Raw genomic sequence first — 17,629 nt, forward strand, 5'->3', positions numbered from 1 at the left:
TGTCCTTTAGGCCTTCATAGCCGTGGCAAGCGAGTTGAGACGGGTGCGGATCGAGGCATCAATGCGCTGCGAACCGATGGTGACGACAAGACCGCCGAGAAGGTCGGGGTCGACCTTGGCGGACAGCATGACAGTGCGGCCTTCGCGCGCTGTCAGCTTGGTTTTGAGCGCAGCGATCTGGTCGTCGCTGAGGGGATGGGCGCTGGTGACCGTGGCGGTCACTTCGCCGCGCTGGGCCGCGGCAATCGCCTTGAACGCGGAAATGATGCCGGGCAGCTTGCCAAGACGGCGGTTGGCCGCAAGCACGCCGAGGAAGTTGGCGGTGAGGGCCGAAAGCTTCAGCTTCTTGGCCACGGCAGCCATCGCCTTGCCCTGCACATCGCGGGCAAGTTCGGGATTGGTGGTCAGCGCGGCCAGATCGCCCGATTCGGCGAGGGCCGCCCCCAGCGTATCGAGATCTTTCTCGACAGCGGTGACCTTGCCGTTCTCGCTGGCGAGATCGAACAGGGCCGAGGCATAGCGACCAGCCAGGCTAGCCTTGATACCGGCGGAAATATCCACGCGCGTGCAATCCTCTTGCGAAGCTTGAAAAGGGTAATGCTTGGGCCTTGGGAGTGGGGGATGCACGGGGGCACCCCTCAAGGTTGGCGCGCGCCTAGCAATTGATTCCCGTTCCTGCAAGCCGGTGGGCGGGATTCTCTGGACACGGATGCGTCATCGCGACAGATTGCCGCGCGAGAGGCGACAATCGCCCGGGGGAGTGGATCATGGATACAAGGCCGATGGGCCCGCGCTGCGGGGTCGAGATCGCGGGCGTTTCGCTCGCTTCATGCAGCGATGCCGAAATGGCGGCGATCAAGCAGGCGATTTACGAACACGGCGTAGCGGTGTTCCGCGATCAGGACTTCTCGCCCGAAGATCACATCGCCTTCGGCAAGCGCTGGGGCGGGATCGACCTCAACAACTATTTCCCGCTCGACCCGCGCTGGCCTGAAATCGCGCTGGTCAGCAAGGCCCCCGAACAGACCACCAATATCGGGGGCGGGTGGCACACCGATCATTCCTATGACCAGATTCCGGCGATGGGATCGGTGCTGGTGGCGCGGGTGCTGCCGCCATCGGGGGGCGACACGCTGTTTGCGCATATGGGCGCAGCCTATGACGATCTGGACGAGGAGACCAAGGCGGCGATCGAGGGGCTGCAAGCCTTCCACACCGCCGACCACATCTACCGCGAGGATGGCGCCTACTCGGGAACCGATCAGGCGGCACACCTGCGCGGCAAGGATCTTGTCACCGGCGCGGTGCATCCGGTGGTGATCCGCCATCCGGTCACGGGGCGGCGGCTGCTTTATGTCAATGGCGCGTTCACGATCAATTTCGTCGGGCAGACCCGCGAGCAGAGCCAGCCCTTGCTGTCGAAGCTGCTGGCCGCCGCCGTCGGCGACACCAACCAGTGCCGCGTGGTGTGGGAACCGGGCACGGTGGCGATCTGGGACAACCGCACCACCTGGCACTATGCGCTCAACGACTACCACGGCCATGCCCGCGAGATGCATCGCATCACCCTGACCGGAGAGGCGCTGGCGGCGTAGTAACCCGCCTAACGCTGCGCTGCTTGAGGGGTTTTTGATCGCCTAACGCTGCGCTGCTTGAGGCGCGGCGTTTTCGCGTCCGGCCTCGGAGGCCTGCCAGTCGAGGTAGCGCAAGCCCATCCGCCCGCCCAGCAGCAGGGCCAGCAGCGCCGCGGCCAGCATCAGCCAGCGCTTGCGGCTCACCGACTGGCCGCCTTGGCGGTGCAGGCATAGACCAGCCGCTCGTTCGGCCGCTCGGGCAGGGCGGCGATCAGAGCCGATTGCTGCTCGCCCAGCGTGCGGGCTGCATCGCTCACCCCGCAGGCGGGCGGCGCGTAGGCGGCGCGGGCCTCGCGCGCGGCGGCAAGGGCATCCTGTCCCAGCAGATAGCGGTCGGTGCGCAGGGTGCGGGTTGCCGGGTCATAGGTGTTGACCGCCACCGCCGCATCTTCCTGCGCGGCGAACACCCGCTGCCATTCGCCGCCCTTGCCGAGCCCGTATTGCGTGCGCCCGTTGACGCAGCCGTCGGCGGTCCAGTCGAAGGCGACATCATCGGTGCGCGCGGCGGTCACGCGGCTGCGTTCGGGCACCAGCGTGCAGATCAGCGATCCTTCGGAGGCTTGCGAGAGCGTGGCGGCGGTGCCGGGAGCGGGGCCGCCTTCGGCCTCGGCGACGGCGGCGGCGACGCGGTCCTCGATTTCGGTCAGGCCGGGGCGGGTGACCCATAGCAGGCCGGCGACAACCAGCGCCGCACCTGCGGCTCCCGCGGCAAGGCCCGCATGCTTGCGCCGCGCCGCATCGCCGCGCCACACCGCCGCCGCATAGCCGCTGCCGACCGCCGCCAGCAGCGCGATCAGCGCCAGCGCCATGCGGTTCTCGCGCTCGCCGAGCACCTCCATCTGTGCGGTCAGCAGCGCTTCCTCGCGCACTTCGCGCAAGGTCTCGGCCCGTTCGGCCAGCCGCGCACGGGCCTGCGATTGCTCCGCCTCCAGCCGCTGGCGTTCCTCGGCATTCAGCTCGTCGATCGAGCGGCAGGGGAGGGTATTGGTCACCGGCTCGACCCCGTTCTCGCGCAGGAAGGGTAGCAGTTCGCGCAAGGACACCGCGAAGTAGAACTCCGCATCCCCGCTCGCCGAATCCGCGCTGAAGGAGTTGACCCCGATCACCCGCCCGCACGGATCGAGCAGCGGCCCGCCCGAATTGCCGCGTGCGATGGGGGCGGTGTGGAGGATCGTGTCGAACTGCCGCGAAGGCCGCTCGCCCGACAGGAAGCCGCGGCTTTTCACCGGCGGCTGGGCGCGGAAGATGTCCGCAATATCAAGCCCCTGCGCCAGATCGACATTCATCGGATAACCGACCGCCGATACCTCGCCAAGATTGCTACCGACCCCGCCCGCCAGCGCCAGCGGCGGCAGGCGCAGGCTGCCTTTGGCAATCTCCAGCAGCGCCAGATCGTTGCGCGGGGAGACAGCGATCACCCGCGCAAAGGCGCCGCCCGCGCCCTCTGGCGGGACGATCCCGACGCGCAGGGTATCGTCCTGCAACGCCTCGGCGATGACATGGGCGTTGGTGACAATCCGGGTCGGGCTGACAGCAAAGCCGGTGCCGTGGCTGACCGGCGCAGGCTCGCCTGCGTCCTCGCCGATGATCACCACCCGCACCACGCCCCGCGCTGCCGCATCGACATCGCCGGGATCGGCCGCGGCAGGCACGCAAAGCAGGGCAAGGAGAAGGGCAAACGCGCGGAGAAGCCGGTTCATGGCGCGCTTATACCGCCTTTTCCGGCGTGTGCGAGATTGAACGCAAACTCCGGGGGTGCGGGGCGGGGGTTGCTGTGGCAAAATGTTTCACGTGAAACATTGGCAGAACATTTCCGACGATGCGCGCTGGCAGGCGGTGCTGGACAAGGACCGGCGGTTTGACGGGGCCTTCGTCACCGGCGTCCATTCGACCGGCATCTATTGCCGTCCCTCCTGCCCGGCGCGAGCGCCTTTGCGCAAGAACGTGCGGTTCTACCCGAACGCGAAAGAAGCGCAGGAGGCGGGGCTAAGGGATTGTAAACGCTGCTCTCCCGATGCGCAAAGCGCGGAGGAGGCCTGCGTGCTCGCCGCGATCGCCGCCATCCGCGATGAAGGTGCTATGACGCTGGAGGCGCTGGCTGCGCTGACCGGCTATGCCCCGACCCACTTCCAGCGATTGTTCAAACGCAGCACCGGCCTCACGCCCGCCGCCTATGCCAAGGCACTGCGCGAAGAGCGGCTGCGCGCCGCGCTAAGCCAAGGTCTGGGCGTGGGCGAGGCGGTGGCAAGAGCGGGCTACGCGGGGTCTAAACAGTTCTACGAAAACACCAAAGGAAGGCTCGGCATGACGGCAAGCGACTGGAGCAGGGGCGGCGCGGGCAAGCGCGTGCATTGGGCGGTGCTCGCCACATCGCTGGGGCCGATGCTGGTCGCAGCGACCGACAAGGGCGTGTGCTGCCTCGCCTTCGGAGAGGGCGAGGCCGAGTTGCAGGCGCGCTTTCCCAAGGCCCGGCTGGTGCCGGCGGGCGAGGATTTTCGCGAGCTTTTCGCGGCTGTGCTGGCGGCGGTCGAACAGCCGGGGCCGGGCTCGGCTGCGATCCCGCTCGACGTGAAAGGCACCGCCTTCCAGCAGCGCGTTTGGGACGAACTGCGCCGCATCCCGCATGGCGAGACGCGGTCGTATGGCGAGTTGGCGGCGGCACTCGGCAACCCCAAGGCGAGCCGCGCGGTCGGCGGCGCGAACGGGGCGAACAATGTCGCGGTGCTGATCCCATGTCACAGGGTGATCGCGGCGGATGGCTCGCTGGGGGGCTATGCCTATGGGCTGGAGATCAAGGCGGAGTTGTTGAGAAGGGAGGGGGCGTGAGGGGGAGTGCAAAATTGCCCATCTCGTCATCCCAGCCAAAGCTGGGACCGAGAGCCTCATCGTGCAGTACTTGCCGCCCGAGGCCCCAGCTTTGGTTGGGGTGACGGGGTCGGGACGCTTTCCCCTTATTTCGTCATTGCGAGCGCAGCGAAGCAATCCATGGCCTGACGGTTCCAATTGGCGGTGACATTTGTCCATGGATTGCCGCGTCGCTACGCTCCTCGCAATGACGAGAGGCGCGATCAATCCAGCTTCGGCGGCATCCCCGGTTCGCACTTTGCCATCGCCGCCTGATACGCGGGCCTCTCGCCGATGCGCTTCAGGTAGGCCTTGAGGTTCGGCAGGTGGTCGATCCCCATCCCGCTCATCGCGCGGCTGGTGGTGAGCTGGAAGCCCATCATGATGTCCGCCGTGGTCAGCTGCGCGCCGCCGAAATAGTCCGCCTCGCCCAGCCGCTTTTCGACGATCGCCCAGCCCTTCTGCACCCGGTCTGCCACGAAGGGCGGCAGCTCCTTTGCGCCCATGAACTGCGCCACCAGCGCCATCATGCCGTTGGTCATGAAGGTTGCGTTGGCCCAGTGGTAGTAGAACAGGTGGTCGGCAAAGTCCGGATGATCCGCGCCCGGCACCAGCGCCGTACCGGGGGCATACTTCGCCACGATATAGTCCATGATTGCCCCGCTCTCGCCCAGCACGAGGTCGCCGTCGGTGATCACCGGCGCGATGCCCATCGGGTGGAGCGCCTTGTATTCGTCGGGCGCGAGGCGGTTGTCGGTGCGGCGGGTGTAGAGCTTCAGATCGTAATCCAGCCCCAGCTCCTCGGCCAGCCAGACGATGCGTTCGGATTGCGACAGGCGCAGGTGGTGGATGGTCAGCATGGCTCTCTCCCGTGTCAGTTACGTTATGCGTTTCTGGCCCAGCCTTTGCGGGCGGGTTCGAGAGAGTCGAGGAATTTTTCGGCGCTTGTCCGATATTCGCGTTGCTTGGCCTCGCCCATCCGGTCCCATGTCGCGTAGATTCGCCCGATGCGGTGGTTGCTTTCGAGGCGGCTGCGGTTCGCGTCCATGAAGTGCCAGTAGAGCGGATTGAAGGGGCAGGCGTTCGGCCCGGTCTTCTGGGCGACCTTGTAGCGGCAGCCTCCGCAATAGTTCGACATCTTGTTGATGTAATTGCCGGACGCCGCATAGGGCTTGGTCGCCAGCCTGCCGCCATCGGCATAGAGCACCATGCCCGCGACATTGGGCAGCTCCACCCAGTCGAAGGCGTCGGCATAGACGGCGAGATACCAGTCGGCGACCTGCGCCGGATCGATCCCCGCGATCAGGCAGAAATTGCCGAGCACCATCAGGCGCTGGATGTGGTGCGCATGGGCATCTTCCCGCGTGGTGCGGATGCAATCGGCAAGGCAGCGCATGTCGGTCTGCCCCGTCCAGAAGAACTCCGGCAGCGGGCGGTGCGCGGCGAGTTCGTTGGCCTCGGCCAGCCCCGGCATCTGGTGCCAGTAGAACCCGCGCACATATTCGCGCCAGCCGATGATCTGGCGGATGAAGCCCTCGACCGAATTCAAGGGAGCGCGGCCCTCGCGGTATTCCGCCTCGGCGCGCTGGCACAACTCCAGCGGGTCCAGCAGCCCGATATTGATGCTGGTCGAAAGCATCGAATGGTAGAGGTCGTCTTGCCCATGCACCATCGCGTCCTGATAGGGGCCGAACAGCGCGAGGCGGCGGGCGAAGAAAGCATCGGCGGCTTCCAGCGCCTGTTCGCGGGTAACGGGCCAGCCGAAGGGTTCAAGATCGCCGAAATGGTCGGGGAAACGCTGGCCGACGAGCGCGATTACCTCGTGCGTGATCGCATCGGGCGCGAATTTGGGGGCGGGGGGCGCTTTCAGGCCCTCCTTCGGCGGTTCGCGGTTTTCCGCATCGAGGTTCCACACGCCGCCGACCGGCTTGTCGCCCTCCATCAGCAACCCGGTCTTGCGCCGCATTTCGCGGTAGAAATACTCCATCGTCAGATGCTTGCGACCCTCGGCGAAGGCGCGGAAATCGGCGTGCGTGGCGATGAAGCGGGTGTCGGGCAGGATCGAGACAGGGCAGGGGAAGCGGCCCTCCCATTCGCACATCGCCTGATGCACGCGCCATTCGCTGGCCTCGGTCACGCGGATTTCGGACGGGGCATGGCGTTCGACGGCGCGGGCGACTTCGCCGGTGAAGCTGTCGGTGTTTTCGGACGCGTCGAGGCGCACGTAATCGACCTGCCAGCCTTCGGCGCGAAGTTCGTCGGCGAAGTGGCGCATGGCGGCAAAGATCAGCACGATCTTCTGCTTGTGGTGCTTCACATAGGTCGCCTCGTCCCACACCTCCATCATCAGGACGCGGGTTTCGGCGGGGTCGAGGCCGTCAAGGCTGGAGATGGTGCGCGACAGCTGGTCGCCGAGGATCGGCACAAGGATAGGGCGGGTCATGCGGGGGGATACGCGGGGCACCCTGAATTGGTTTCGTCAAACGAAGGAATAGGGGTCCACATCCACCCCCACACGCACGCCGGGGGGGAAGTTCACCGCGCCGATCCAGTCGCGCAAGCATGCTTGCAGGTTGGCGCTGCGCCTGGCGTTGACCAGAAAGCGGAAGCGGTAGCGGCCGCGCAGCAGCGCCAGCGGGGCAGGTGCAGGGCCAAGGATCTGCACGTCCGGCAGCCGCGGGCGCCGGTCGCCCAGCCGCACCGCAGCCTCGCGCGCTTCCTTTTCGTCTTCGGAGGACAGGATGATCGCCGCCCAGCGTCCGAAGGGGGGCGCATTGGCATCGCGGCGCGCCTGCGTTTCGGCGGCGTAGAACCCGTCGCGGTCGCCATTCGCCAGCGCGGCGATCACGGGGGCATCGGGGTGGCGGGTCTGGATCAGCACCTCGCCCGGCTTGGCCCCGCGTCCGGCGCGGCCTGCCACCTGCGCGATCTGGCTGAAGGTGCGCTCGCCTGCGCGCAGGTCTCCGCCTTCGAGCCCGAGGTCGGCATCGACCACGCCCACCAGCGTCAGATCGGGGAAGTGGAAGCCCTTGGTCACCAGTTGCGTGCCGATGATGATGTCGATCGCCCTGGCTTCGGCCTGCGCGATGAATGCCGCTGCCCTGTCCGGGGTATTGAGCGTGTCCGAGGTCGCCACGGCCACGCGGGCCTGCGGGAACAGCTCGGCGACCTCGGCGGCGATGCGTTCCACACCGGGGCCGCAGGCGACGAGGCAATCGCTTTCCCCGCATTCGGGGCAGGCATCGGGCACCCGCGTCTCGAACCCGCAATGGTGGCACGCGAGGCGCGCCGAGAGCCGGTGTTCGACCAGCCATGCGCTGCACGAGGGGCATTTGAAGCGATGCCCGCAATTGCGGCACAGCGTCAGCGGGGCATAGCCGCGGCGGTTGAGGAACAAGAGCGATTGTTCGCCCCTGTCCAGCCGGTCGCGCAGGGCATCGATCAGCGGCCCGGCGAGCCAGCGCTGGCTGCCGGGCTTTTCCTCGGTGAGGTTGATGAGGCGCACTGCCGGCAGGCTCGCCCCGCCGAAACGGGCGGGAAGATCGAGTTTCTCGTAGACGCCCTGTGTCGCCATGTGCAGGCTTTCGAGCGCAGGCGTGGCGCTCGCCAGCACCACCGGAATGCCCTCGAACCGGGCGCGCATCACCGAGACATCGCGGGCGTTGTAGCGCACCCCGTCATCCTGCTTGAAGCTGATCTCGTGCGCTTCATCGACCACGATCAGGCCGAGGTTCGCATAGGGCAGGAACAGCGCCGAACGCGCACCGACCACCACCTGCGCCGAACCATCGGCAATCGCCCGCCAGGCCCGCCGCCGCTCGGTCGACTTCAGCGAGGAATGCCACAGCACCGGCGCCGCGCCGAAACGGGCGGAAAAGCGGGCAAGGAAGTTCTCGGTCAAGGCGATTTCGGGCAGGAGCACCAGCACCTGCCGCCCCATGCGCAGCGCCTGCGCCACGGGTTCGAAATAGGTTTCGGTCTTGCCCGATCCGGTCACCCCGTCGAGCAGGAAGGGGGCAAAGGCGCGCGCCTGCACCGCCTGCACCAGCCGCGCCGCAACTGCGCCTTGTGCCGGCGAAAGATCGGGCGGCGCGAAGCCGGGATCGGCGGGCGGGTAGGGCCGGTCGATATTGACCGTCACCGGCTCGATCACGCCCTGACCCGCAAGGCCGCGCAGCACGCCTTCTGAAACGCCCGCAATCCCCGCCAGTTCGCGCATAGTGCCCTGTTCGCCCTCCAGCGCCGCGATCGCGGCGAGGCGCTGCGCGGTCATGCGTTGGGGCGTGCTGCCCGACAGGCGGTATTCGGTCATCGTCGCTGGCCCGCCCAAGGCCCCGCCGCTCGCCAGCGCCATGCGGGCGACGCTGGCGAGCGGCGCGCAATAGTAATCCGCCGTCCACTCGATCAGCCGCCGCAAGGGAGCGGGCAAGGGCGGCACGCGCAGCACTTCGAGAATCGGCCGCAGGCGTTCAAAGGCGATGTCCTCACCCGGCAGGCGCCCCTCGTCCCACACGATGCCGGTCACCTTGCGCGGACCGAGCGGCGCGATCACCACGCTGCCCGCTGGCGCAGCCACGCCTTCGGGCAGCCGGTAATCCAGCGGGCCCAATGCAGCGTTCAGAACTAACAGGCGGATGCGGTTCATCTTGCCGCCATATGGGCACCGCCATTAGGATCGGGCAAGCTGGAGGACTGGAAAAAATGGCCGATATGCTGAACCTTGCCCCGACCCGCCGCGCACTGCTCGCCGGAGCGGCTGGCGGTGCGACCCTGTTGCTGCTGCCCGGCTGTGCCGGAACCGGCGGGTTCAGCATGGTCGAAGCGGTGCGCCGGATGCTGCTGCTCGCCAGCGAGAATGCCTTTGCGCGCCTGACCGCGCCGGGCGGTTTCTGGGATGAACAGGTCGCCCGCGTCGGCCTCAACCAGTTGCTCGGCACCCGCGGCGATGTGCTGTCGCGTATCCTGACCTCGCAGCTGTTCAAGGACCAGCTGGAAGAACGCTTCGCCGGATTCGCGATCGATGCGAGCTATCGCGCCGCGCCCGTGGTGACCGATGCGATCAGCGTGATCGGGTTCGAAAACGCGATTGATCTGGTGCGCGGCGGGCCGAGCGCCGCCAGCACCTATCTGCGCGGACAGGTAGGCACGGCGCTGCTCGATGCGATGGTGCCCGAACTGGGCGAGGCGCTGCGCCTGTCACGCGATCCGCTGGTCGGGCAGGCGCTGGGCGCGCTCACCGGGGTCGATGTCGCCGGCGTCGCGACACGCGTGGGCCGCGAGGTCGACAATGCCGTGTGGGGCGAAATCGCACGCGAGGAAGCCGCGATCCGCGCCAATCCCGGAGCCACCCGCGATCCGCTGTTGATCGGCGTTTTCGGCGGGCTGGGACGAATCTAGAAACGGTAGGTGATCGCCGCCTGCGGGATGTGGCTGGTCCGCTGCGGACGGTTGCCGCGCGGGAAGGACACCATCCAGTAGATCACCCCTACGTCAAGCCGCTCGCTCGCCTTGTGAACGAGCGCTGCCTGCAACCGCCATTGTTCGGTGGATGTGCCCTCGTTGCGCCGGCGTGACTGGACGATGCCGAGCCATTCCACCCCGGCGCTTGCCCGCCAGTTTTCCGCAATCGGCTGATTATAGGTCACGCGCTGGCGCAGGCGCAGCTCCATCCGGTCTGCGCCGTCGAAGAAGCGCTGTTCCAGCCGGGTGCGCGCCTCAATCCTTCCGCGCGTGAAGGTCGCCTGCTGGTGGGTGCGGATTTCGGTCAGTCCCGCGGTGTCGAAAAGCATGATGCCGCCGCCCAGCCGGGCGTTTTCGGCGACCCGCTGTTCCACCGTCACGCGGATGGTCTGCTGGTCATTGCCGACGTTATCGTCGCCGCGCCAGCGTTGGGTGGCGTCGAGTGTTAGCGTGGTGCCTTGCCCGATGGGACCGGTGGCAATGGCGTTCAGCCAGAATTGCGTGTCTTCTTCGCTGGCCAGCGCTTTCGACGGTTGCCAAGCCGCGATGGTGGCGGCAAGCAGCAGCGCAAACCGGATCGGCCTTCGAGTCATTCCGGACCCCTAGGCCTGCCGCTTACCGCTGGCCATCGCAAATTTTCCGGAGTGAACCCATGAAATTCTTCGTCGACACCGCCGAGATCGAACCGATCCGCGAACTTGCCGCCACCGGCCTGCTCGATGGGGTGACGACCAATCCCTCGCTGATCGCCAAGTCGGGGCGGGATTTCATGGAAGTGACCAGGGAAATCTGCGGGATCGTCGATGGGCCGGTGAGCGCCGAGGTGGTCGCATTGGATCACGCGACGATGATGAAAGAGGCCGAAGTCCTGCGCAAGATCGCCGACAATGTCTGCATCAAGGTGCCGCTCACGGTCGATGGCCTGAAGACCTGCAAGGCGTTGACCTCGGACGGCACGATGGTGAACGTCACGCTGTGCTTCTCGGCCAATCAGGCGCTGCTCGCGGCCAAGGCCGGGGCGACCTTCATCTCGCCCTTCGTCGGGCGGCATGACGATAACGGCTTTGACGGGATGGACCTGATCGAGGACATCCGCCTGATCTACGACAACTACAACTTCGCCACTGAAATCCTTGTCGCCAGCGTGCGCCACACCACCCACGTGCTGCAGGCTGCCAAGATCGGCGCCGACGTGATGACCGCGCCGCCTGCGGTGATCCATGCGCTGTTCAAGCACGTGCTGACCGACAAGGGCATCGAAGGCTTCATGGCCGACTGGGCCAAGACCGGGCAATCGATCCTCTAAAGACGCATGGCCGACCAGTCCCCGCTCGATCTGTTCAAGCAGGCGCTCACCGGCGCGAGCCGCGCGATTGCGCGCGATCCGGAGGTCGAGGTCGCGTGGAGCGCCGATGTGCCGGGCGCGGCGGGCAACCGCTTCCGCGTGCCGTTGCCAGGCCGTGATCTGCCTGCCGATCAGGTCACCGAGGCCCGCGGCTTTGCGGATTCGTTCGCGCTCAAACTGCGCCATCATGACGCCGCACTGCACGCGAAGTCTGCTCCGCCGGAACCGATTGCGCGGGCCTGCTACGACGCGATCGAGCAGGTGCGTTACGAGGCGCTGGGCGCAAACCGCTTCGGCGGGATCAAGGCCAATCTCGACGCCGCAACGGAGATGCGCACCGCTTCCGACAAGATCGTGCGGGCGCAGAATTCCTCCGAAGTCCCCTTGCAGACGGCACTCGCGCTGCTGGTGCGCGAGGCGCTGACCGGCGAGCCGGTGCCCGCGAAGGCGCAAGGCGGGATCGAGCTGGTGCGCGATTTCCTTGAGGAGAAAGTCGGCGGCGATTTTGCCGGGCTGGCCGAAAAGATCGGCGATCAGGAGGCGTTCCAGAAGCTCGCGCTCGACATGCTGCGCGAACTCGATCTGACGCGGCCCACCGATGCCCCCGACGAAAGCGACAGCGACGATGCTGACGATGACGACGCGCCCAGTGACGATGATCAGGGCGACGACGACAATCAGGGCGAAGGCGATCCGCAAAGCGCCGAAATGGCAGGCGACATGGCTGAAGGCGAGGGCGAGGGGGAGCAATCCTCCGAAACCCAGACCGATGGCGACATGTCCGAAGGCGAACCGGGCGAGGACGGCGATGGCTCCAACGCCCCCGTGCGGCCCAACCGCCCGCAGGCCGAAATCCCCGCGAGCGTCGATTACAAGGCCTTCACCACCCGTTTCGACGAGGAAGTCGCCGCCCCCGACCTGTGCGATGCGGAAGAGCTTGACCGGCTGCGCGCCTATCTCGACAGCCAGCTGACCGGCCTTCAGGGCGTGGTGACGCGCCTCGCCAACCGTTTGCAGCGCCGGCTGATGGCGCAGCAGAACCGCAGCTGGGATTTCGATCAGGAAGAGGGCGTGCTCGATGCCGCGCGCCTCGCCCGCGTGATCATCTCGCCCGGCACGGCCTTGAGTTACAAGGTCGAACGCGATGTCGAGTTCAAGGACACGATTGTCACCCTGCTGATCGACAATTCGGGCTCGATGCGCGGGCGGCCCATCAGCATCGCCGCGATCAGCGCCGACATTCTGGCGAGGACGCTCGAACGCTGCGGGGTCAAGACCGAGATCTTGGGCTTCACCACCCGCGCATGGAAGGGCGGGCAAAGCCGCGAGGCATGGCTCGCCGACGGCAAGCCGCAGAATCCGGGGCGTCTCAACGATCTCAGGCACATCATCTACAAGCAGGCCGACGAGCCGTGGCGCCGTGCGCGGCGTAACCTTGGTCTGATGATGCGCGAGGGGCTGCTGAAAGAGAACATCGACGGCGAGGCGCTGATCTGGGCGCATTCCCGCCTGCTCTACCGCCCCGAGGAACGCCGCATCCTGATGGTGATTTCCGACGGCGCGCCGGTGGACGATTCGACCCTGAGCGTGAACAGCGCCGGTTACCTTGAGGCGCACCTGCGCAGCGTGATCGAGTGGATCGAGAAGGTCTCCCCCGTGCAGCTCGTCGCCATCGGCATCGGCCACGATGTCACACGCTATTACCGGCGCGCGGTGACGATCATGGACGTGGAACAGCTCGGCGGGACGATCATGGAGCAGCTGGCCGAATTGTTCGAGGATGAGAAGGGCGTGAAGGGGCGGCGGTGAGTTTGCTCCATCAACTTCATGACGGCCTCAGTGCCGCTGGGTTCGCCGTTCGGCTCGGAGAAGACCATGTCATTTTGCTCGGCAAAAACGGCGAAAACGTCGGGGTCTCTGAAGTAGTTGGCAGTTGGGTCCATACCCAGATTTTCATTGGCGAGGATTTTGACTGTCCAGCGCTAATGTCGAGTTTGCTCCGCGCAAATGACCGAGTGCTCGGGTTTCGCTTTAGTCTGGATGGAACTGGTTACGCGTCAGCGCGATGCGAGGCGCTCGTGGATGATATGATCCAACCCCATGTTTTTCGAATGATCGAGTCGATGCTGGAAGCTGTGCCAGATTATTGGACGCTTTTTGCCAGATGTCGCGCCGAGGATCGACCAGTTACGGAAGCGGAACTCGACGCGGTCGCTGGGGATTTTGAGAGGACTTTGAACTAATGAACGTCACCGAAGCCGTCACCACCCGCCGCTCCGTCCGCCAGTTTCTCGACAAGCCGGTGCCCTATGATGTCATCCGCCGGGTGATGGACACGGCGCGCTGGGCGCCTTCGGGGTGCAACTACCAGCCGTGGGAAGCCAGCATCGTCACCGGCCAGCCGCTCAAGGATCTGCAGGCCAAGATCATTGCCGATGGCCCGCAGGCCGCCGAGTATGATTGGGCGGCGCCCGGCACCGAGGAAGCCTATAAAAAGCGTCTCGACGGGGTTTCTGCCGGCATGTTCGGCGCGATGGGGATCGCCCGCGACGATGGCGCGGGACGCATGGCGGCGATGATGAAGAACGCGGTCAGCTTCGATGCACCCGCTGTCATGTTCATCTATTTCCCGCGCCTGATGAAGGAGCCGCAGTGGTCCGATGTCGGTATGTGGCTGCAGACCGTCGCGCTGCTTCTGCGCGAGGAGGGGCTCGATTCCTGCTTTCAGGAATACATGGCGCTCTATGCCAATACGATCCGCGACTTCCTCGGCCTCGATCACGAACGCTACATGTTCTTCTGCGGCATGGCGATCGGCTACCGCGATCCCGAGGCACCGGTGAACAATTTCGAGCGCGAGCGTGTGCCGCTGGGCGAACAGGTGAAGTTCATCGGGTTCTGACACTCCCCGTCACCCCAGCGGTTGCGAAGCACAACCAAAGGTTGAACGCTGGGGCCCAGGGCGGCAGGCGCAGTGCTTGCGGCCCCAGATCCCGGCTTGCGCTGGGACGACGGAATAGGGCAAAGGCCGCGCCCATGACTGACGCGCCGCTCAAGCTGTTCAACTCGCTCACCCGTTCGCTCGAGGTGTTCGAGCCCGTCCACCCCGGCGAGGCGCGCGTCTACACCTGCGGGCCGACGGTCTATAACTATCCGCATATCGGCAACATGCGCGCCTATGTGTTTGCAGATGTGCTGGGGCGGACGCTGACGTGGAAGGGCCTGAAGCTCACCCACGTCATCAACATCACCGATGTGGGCCACCTCACCGATGATGCCGACGCGGGCGAGGACAAGATGGAGAAGATGGCTGCGGAGCGCGCGCAGTCGATCTGGGACATCGCCGAGCATTACAAGCAGGCCTATTGGGCCGATGTGCGCGCATTGAACATCCGCCAGCCCGCGCAGTGGACGGTCGCGACCGACTACGTCCCGCAGATGATCGAATTTGCGAAGGGCATCGCGGAGAAGCACTGCTACGAGCTCGAGAGCGGGCTCTATTTCGATGTCTCCACGGTCGCCGATTACGGGCGGCTGGCGCGCGCGCAGACTGAAGAAGGCGAGGGCCGCATCGAGGCAGTGGAAGGCAAGCGCAACGCCGCCGACTTCGCGATCTGGCGCAAGACCCCTGCTGGCGAAACGCGCCAGATGGAGTGGGACTCCCCGTGGGGCCGCGGCGCGCCGGGGTGGCATCTCGAATGCTCGGTGATGAGCGGCGAGGTGCTGGGCTTCCCCTTCGACATCCACACCGGCGGGATCGACCACCGCGAGATCCACCACCCCAACGAGATCGCGCAGAACCAGGCACATTGCTGCACGAATGGCCTCGACGACCCGAGGAACTCGGGTGCGCGCATCTGGATGCACAACAACTTCCTCGTCGAACGGTCGGGGAAGATGTCGAAGTCCTCGGGCGAGTTCCTGCGGCTGCAATTGCTGATCGACAAGGGCTACCACCCGCTCGCCTACCGGCTGATGTGCTTGCAGGCGCATTACCGCAGCGAGCTGGAGTTCTCGTGGGAGGGGCTCGGCGCGGCGCTGACGCGGCTCAAGCGGATAGCACAAGTGCTTGAGAAGCTCCGTACGAAGACTGCCTTTCGATTTGTCCAAAATGAGAGGTTTCATGTTGGTATTGAAGGACTTAGGTCAGCTTTGGCACCCCATGTTCGTCAGTTCTACTTGGACGATTTCGATCGATCGTTGTGTGAAGACCTTAAGACGCCGGAGGCGCTGCGCATATTCGAGGCCTCAATACAAAATCAAAAGGTCTCACTCCGCGATCGTATTCGTCTTGCCTTCATAATGGACGAAGTCTTGGGTTTCAACGTCGAGAAACTGTCTCGCAAATTACTGCGATTGCGCCCCAAAGGAGATTGCCAATACACCCTTCAGAACAACGAGGTGGAGTCGCTGATTCATGCTAGGAAGATTTTGAAAAGGTTGCGGCAGTTCGCAGCATCTGATTTGATCCGCGATCTTTTGATTGCTGATGGAGTTAACATTATGGACGGCGATCCGCTCGGCTGGGAGTGGAAGCTTCCATAATTCGTCATTGCGAGGAGCGCAGCGACGAAGCAATCCATGGACTGAACTCAAGCCCTGGCGAACCGTTGATCCATGGATTGCCGCGTCGCCTTCGGCTCCTCGCAATGACGAATTGAGGCCTTACCCATGACCATCCTAGCCATTTCCGGCCTGATCCGCCCGATGCTCGAACCGCACCTGCCGCAAGGCCTCGACGTGCGCTGGTTCATGTCGGCCGAGGAGGCGCTGGCCGCTGTCGCCGATGCGGAAATCGGCTGGTTCGACATGAACGATCAGGCGGCGATGGCAGCAACCCTGCGCGCCGCGAAAAAGCTGAAATGGCTCAATTCGATCTACGCCGGGCTCGATTTCCTGCCGATGGACGTGCTGATCGAGCGCGGGATCACCGTCACCAACGGGGCGGGGATCAACGCCATCACCATCGCCGAATATGTGGTGATGGGGATGCTCAATATCGCCAAGGGCTACCGCGAGGTGGTGCGCGCACAGGACCGGCACGAATGGCTGTTCGATTCGCCCGGCAAGCGCGAGCTCGCTGGCTCGAAGGCGCTGCTGCTTGGCTATGGCGCGATCGGCAAGTTGATCCAGCCGCGGCTCGAAGCCTTCGATGTCGAGGTCAGCGTGGTGCGCCGTTCGGGCGGGGAGGGCACCCTGCGGCCCGACGAATGGCGCGCGCGCCTGGGCGAATTCGACTGGGTGATCCTCGCTGTCCCCGCCACGCCCGAGACCGAGGGCATGATCGGCGCAGGAGAGCTGGTGGCGATGAAGAGCGATTGCGTGATCGTCAACATCGCGCGCGGCAGCGTGATCGACCAGCCTGCGCTGGTGGAGGCGCTGCAAGCCCGCGCCATCGGCGGGGCGTTCCTGGACGTGACCACGCCCGAACCGCTCCCCGCCGACCATCCGCTGTGGAGCCTCGACAATGCGCATATCTCGATGCACCTGTCGGGGCGGGCGCAATCGAAAATGTTCATCCGTTCGGGCGAGCGCTTCCTCGACAATCTGGGCAAATACCTGCGCGGCGAGCCGGTCGCTCCGGTGTTCGATCCGCGGCTGGGCTACTGACTGCCGCTGAAGGAGAGGTTAGCCCTCCTCCAGCAGCAGCAGGACTGCGGTCACCTCCAGCCGCTCCATCGCGCCGAAGCGGTGGTCAACCTTGGTGATCGTGGCATCGGCGACCAGCTGGCCGGGCAGGGTGAATTCATGATCGGGGAGGCGCTCGATCAGCTCCTCCCCGCCCGTCACGGTGTCAGCGCCGCAGAATTCCAGCACCACTTCATGGCGCGTGCCGGAAAAGGTGATCGAGGCCCAGGGCTTCTCGTCATGCGACAGCACCGTGCCTGCTCCATCGGTGAGAGCCATCAGCGCGGCGCGCACCCGGTCGGCGGTAGTGCGGCGCGGGCGGTGGGCGGCGCTGACGGGCGCGGCCTTGACCTCGATCGGGTCGAAATCGGCGAAGATGCGGGCGAAGGGATCGCGTAAGGATTGGGTCAGCATCATGCGGCCTCCTTCAGCACTTCGGCGCTGCGATCGGCATAGCCCTGCATCCATGCGCGGGTGCGCAGCTCGGTTTCGGGCCGGGGGATGCGCCCCATCCTGAGGTCGAGCACGAAGCGCGGGTCATGGGCAGCGAGGCGCCCGAATTTGGTTACGGGCATGGCGTAATCCCGCAGGAAGGTTTCGATGGTCCGAAGCAGCATGGTTTGCGTCCCTGTTGAAGCTTGCGAGGTGGCATGAGTGGTATCTGGCATCGGGCGAATCGCCTGATGTTCCTGAAATGTTCCAGTTTTTTCCGGACTTG

Annotated in this window: 18 protein-coding genes; 9 read left to right on the forward strand and 9 right to left on the reverse strand. The window is 65.4% G+C overall.

Annotated elements, in window-relative coordinates; translation table 11 throughout:
• Positions 1-6: 6 nt before the first annotated feature.
• Positions 7-561 carry a F0F1 ATP synthase subunit delta gene (locus ACU0AG_RS08165; protein ID WP_482781770.1) on the reverse strand — a complete coding sequence of 185 codons (555 nt, stop codon included), beginning with the start codon at positions 559-561 and terminating at the stop codon, positions 7-9.
• A gap of 206 nt (positions 562-767) precedes the next feature.
• Between ACU0AG_RS08165 and ACU0AG_RS08170 the strand changes: the two genes are divergently transcribed.
• On the forward strand, positions 768-1,595 hold the full coding sequence (locus ACU0AG_RS08170; protein ID WP_482781771.1) for a TauD/TfdA dioxygenase family protein: 828 nt from the start codon (positions 768-770) through the stop codon (positions 1,593-1,595).
• A gap of 42 nt (positions 1,596-1,637) precedes the next feature.
• On the opposite strand, the gene ACU0AG_RS08175 is transcribed toward ACU0AG_RS08170, so the two are convergent.
• Together ACU0AG_RS08175 and ACU0AG_RS08180 are read right to left on the reverse strand one after the other, a co-directional pair.
• Positions 1,638-1,778 carry a hypothetical protein gene (locus tag ACU0AG_RS08175; RefSeq protein ID WP_482781772.1) on the reverse strand — a complete coding sequence of 47 codons (141 nt, stop codon included), beginning with the start codon at positions 1,776-1,778 and terminating at the stop codon, positions 1,638-1,640.
• Positions 1,775-3,334, reverse strand: coding sequence for a S1 family peptidase (locus ACU0AG_RS08180; RefSeq protein WP_482781773.1), 1,560 nt, complete (start codon positions 3,332-3,334; stop codon positions 1,775-1,777). Before ACU0AG_RS08180 ends, ACU0AG_RS08175 begins: the two co-directional genes overlap by 4 nt.
• 91 nt (positions 3,335-3,425) lie before the next feature.
• Between ACU0AG_RS08180 and ada the strand changes: the two genes are divergently transcribed.
• Positions 3,426-4,460 (forward strand): bifunctional DNA-binding transcriptional regulator/O6-methylguanine-DNA methyltransferase Ada, encoded by a 1,035-nt coding sequence (gene ada, locus ACU0AG_RS08185; protein WP_482781774.1) that lies wholly within the window; start codon positions 3,426-3,428, stop codon positions 4,458-4,460.
• 242 nt (positions 4,461-4,702) lie between these two features.
• Here ada and ACU0AG_RS08190 read toward each other — a convergent pair whose 3' ends face one another.
• The 3 genes from ACU0AG_RS08190 to ACU0AG_RS08200 are packed head-to-tail and all read right to left on the reverse strand — an operon-like array spanning position 4,703 to position 9,123.
• Complete coding sequence (locus tag ACU0AG_RS08190) at positions 4,703-5,338, reverse strand: glutathione S-transferase family protein (RefSeq protein WP_482781775.1); 636 nt, start codon at positions 5,336-5,338, stop codon at positions 4,703-4,705.
• Positions 5,339-5,361: 23 nt separating this feature from the next.
• Entirely contained in the window at positions 5,362-6,921 is a 1,560-nt protein-coding gene (locus ACU0AG_RS08195) for a cryptochrome/photolyase family protein (RefSeq protein ID WP_482781776.1), read from the reverse strand.
• 36 nt (positions 6,922-6,957) lie between these two features.
• On the reverse strand, positions 6,958-9,123 hold the full coding sequence (locus ACU0AG_RS08200) for a primosomal protein N' (RefSeq protein WP_482781777.1): 2,166 nt from the start codon (positions 9,121-9,123) through the stop codon (positions 6,958-6,960).
• Between the two features lie 56 nt (positions 9,124-9,179).
• On the opposite strand from ACU0AG_RS08200, the gene ACU0AG_RS08205 reads away from it, so the two are divergent.
• Positions 9,180-9,875: a DUF4197 domain-containing protein gene (locus ACU0AG_RS08205; protein ID WP_482781778.1), complete on the forward strand. Its 696-nt coding sequence runs from the start codon at positions 9,180-9,182 to the stop codon at positions 9,873-9,875.
• On the opposite strand, the gene ACU0AG_RS08210 is transcribed toward ACU0AG_RS08205, so the two are convergent.
• On the reverse strand, positions 9,872-10,531 hold the full coding sequence (locus ACU0AG_RS08210) for a DUF2490 domain-containing protein (RefSeq protein WP_482781779.1): 660 nt from the start codon (positions 10,529-10,531) through the stop codon (positions 9,872-9,874). The two genes, ACU0AG_RS08205 and ACU0AG_RS08210, sit on opposite strands and share 4 nt — an antisense overlap.
• A gap of 59 nt (positions 10,532-10,590) precedes the next feature.
• On the opposite strand from ACU0AG_RS08210, the gene fsa reads away from it, so the two are divergent.
• From fsa to ACU0AG_RS08240, 6 genes are all read left to right on the forward strand, one after another.
• Positions 10,591-11,244, forward strand: a complete 654-nt coding sequence (gene fsa / locus ACU0AG_RS08215; RefSeq protein ID WP_482781780.1) for a fructose-6-phosphate aldolase — start codon at positions 10,591-10,593, stop codon at positions 11,242-11,244.
• A gap of 6 nt (positions 11,245-11,250) precedes the next feature.
• On the forward strand, positions 11,251-13,092 hold the full coding sequence (cobT, locus tag ACU0AG_RS08220) for a cobaltochelatase subunit CobT (protein WP_482781781.1): 1,842 nt from the start codon (positions 11,251-11,253) through the stop codon (positions 13,090-13,092).
• Complete coding sequence (locus tag ACU0AG_RS08225; protein WP_482781782.1) at positions 13,089-13,526, forward strand: hypothetical protein; 438 nt, start codon at positions 13,089-13,091, stop codon at positions 13,524-13,526. Before cobT ends, ACU0AG_RS08225 begins: the two co-directional genes overlap by 4 nt.
• A complete protein-coding gene (locus ACU0AG_RS08230) occupies positions 13,526-14,185 on the forward strand; it encodes a nitroreductase (protein WP_482781783.1) in 660 nt (219 codons plus the stop codon). The genes ACU0AG_RS08225 and ACU0AG_RS08230 overlap by 1 nt, the downstream gene beginning before the upstream one ends.
• Before the next feature lie 134 nt (positions 14,186-14,319).
• The gene (gene cysS, locus ACU0AG_RS08235) at positions 14,320-15,828 is read left to right on the forward strand and encodes a cysteine--tRNA ligase (RefSeq protein ID WP_482781784.1); all 1,509 of its coding nucleotides are present in this window, start codon (positions 14,320-14,322) and stop codon (positions 15,826-15,828) included.
• A 126-nt stretch (positions 15,829-15,954) separates the two neighbouring features.
• Positions 15,955-16,893, forward strand: coding sequence for a D-2-hydroxyacid dehydrogenase (locus ACU0AG_RS08240; protein ID WP_482781785.1), 939 nt, complete (start codon positions 15,955-15,957; stop codon positions 16,891-16,893).
• An 18-nt stretch (positions 16,894-16,911) separates the two neighbouring features.
• Here ACU0AG_RS08240 and ACU0AG_RS08245 read toward each other — a convergent pair whose 3' ends face one another.
• A complete protein-coding gene (locus ACU0AG_RS08245) occupies positions 16,912-17,328 on the reverse strand; it encodes a hypothetical protein (protein ID WP_482781786.1) in 417 nt (138 codons plus the stop codon).
• Entirely contained in the window at positions 17,325-17,528 is a 204-nt protein-coding gene (locus ACU0AG_RS08250) for a hypothetical protein (protein WP_482781787.1), read from the reverse strand. The genes ACU0AG_RS08245 and ACU0AG_RS08250 overlap by 4 nt, the downstream gene beginning before the upstream one ends.
• Positions 17,529-17,629: the final 101 nt, after the last annotated feature.

Source organism: Erythrobacter sp. RANMB8 (assembly GCF_056848235.1).

Bases quoted from the DNA above. Each gene is read 5' to 3' on its own strand.
- ACU0AG_RS08170 (WP_482781771.1), top strand. From the start codon at position 768: ATGGATACAAGGCCGATGGGCCCGCGCTGCGGGGTCGAGATCGCGGGC.
- ACU0AG_RS08180 (WP_482781773.1), bottom strand. From the start codon at position 3,334: ATGAACCGGCTTCTCCGCGCGTTTGCCCTTCTCCTTGCCCTGCTTTGC.
- ACU0AG_RS08190 (WP_482781775.1), bottom strand. From the start codon at position 5,338: ATGCTGACCATCCACCACCTGCGCCTGTCGCAATCCGAACGCATCGTC.
- ACU0AG_RS08195 (WP_482781776.1), bottom strand. From the start codon at position 6,921: ATGACCCGCCCTATCCTTGTGCCGATCCTCGGCGACCAGCTGTCGCGC.
- ACU0AG_RS08200 (WP_482781777.1), bottom strand. From the start codon at position 9,123: ATGAACCGCATCCGCCTGTTAGTTCTGAACGCTGCATTGGGCCCGCTG.
- ACU0AG_RS08205 (WP_482781778.1), top strand. From the start codon at position 9,180: ATGGCCGATATGCTGAACCTTGCCCCGACCCGCCGCGCACTGCTCGCC.
- ACU0AG_RS08210 (WP_482781779.1), bottom strand. From the start codon at position 10,531: ATGACTCGAAGGCCGATCCGGTTTGCGCTGCTGCTTGCCGCCACCATC.
- fsa (WP_482781780.1), top strand. From the start codon at position 10,591: ATGAAATTCTTCGTCGACACCGCCGAGATCGAACCGATCCGCGAACTT.
- cobT (WP_482781781.1), top strand. From the start codon at position 11,251: ATGGCCGACCAGTCCCCGCTCGATCTGTTCAAGCAGGCGCTCACCGGC.
- ACU0AG_RS08230 (WP_482781783.1), top strand. From the start codon at position 13,526: ATGAACGTCACCGAAGCCGTCACCACCCGCCGCTCCGTCCGCCAGTTT.
- cysS (WP_482781784.1), top strand. From the start codon at position 14,320: ATGACTGACGCGCCGCTCAAGCTGTTCAACTCGCTCACCCGTTCGCTC.
- ACU0AG_RS08240 (WP_482781785.1), top strand. From the start codon at position 15,955: ATGACCATCCTAGCCATTTCCGGCCTGATCCGCCCGATGCTCGAACCG.
- ACU0AG_RS08245 (WP_482781786.1), bottom strand. From the start codon at position 17,328: ATGATGCTGACCCAATCCTTACGCGATCCCTTCGCCCGCATCTTCGCC.
- ACU0AG_RS08250 (WP_482781787.1), bottom strand. From the start codon at position 17,528: ATGCTGCTTCGGACCATCGAAACCTTCCTGCGGGATTACGCCATGCCC.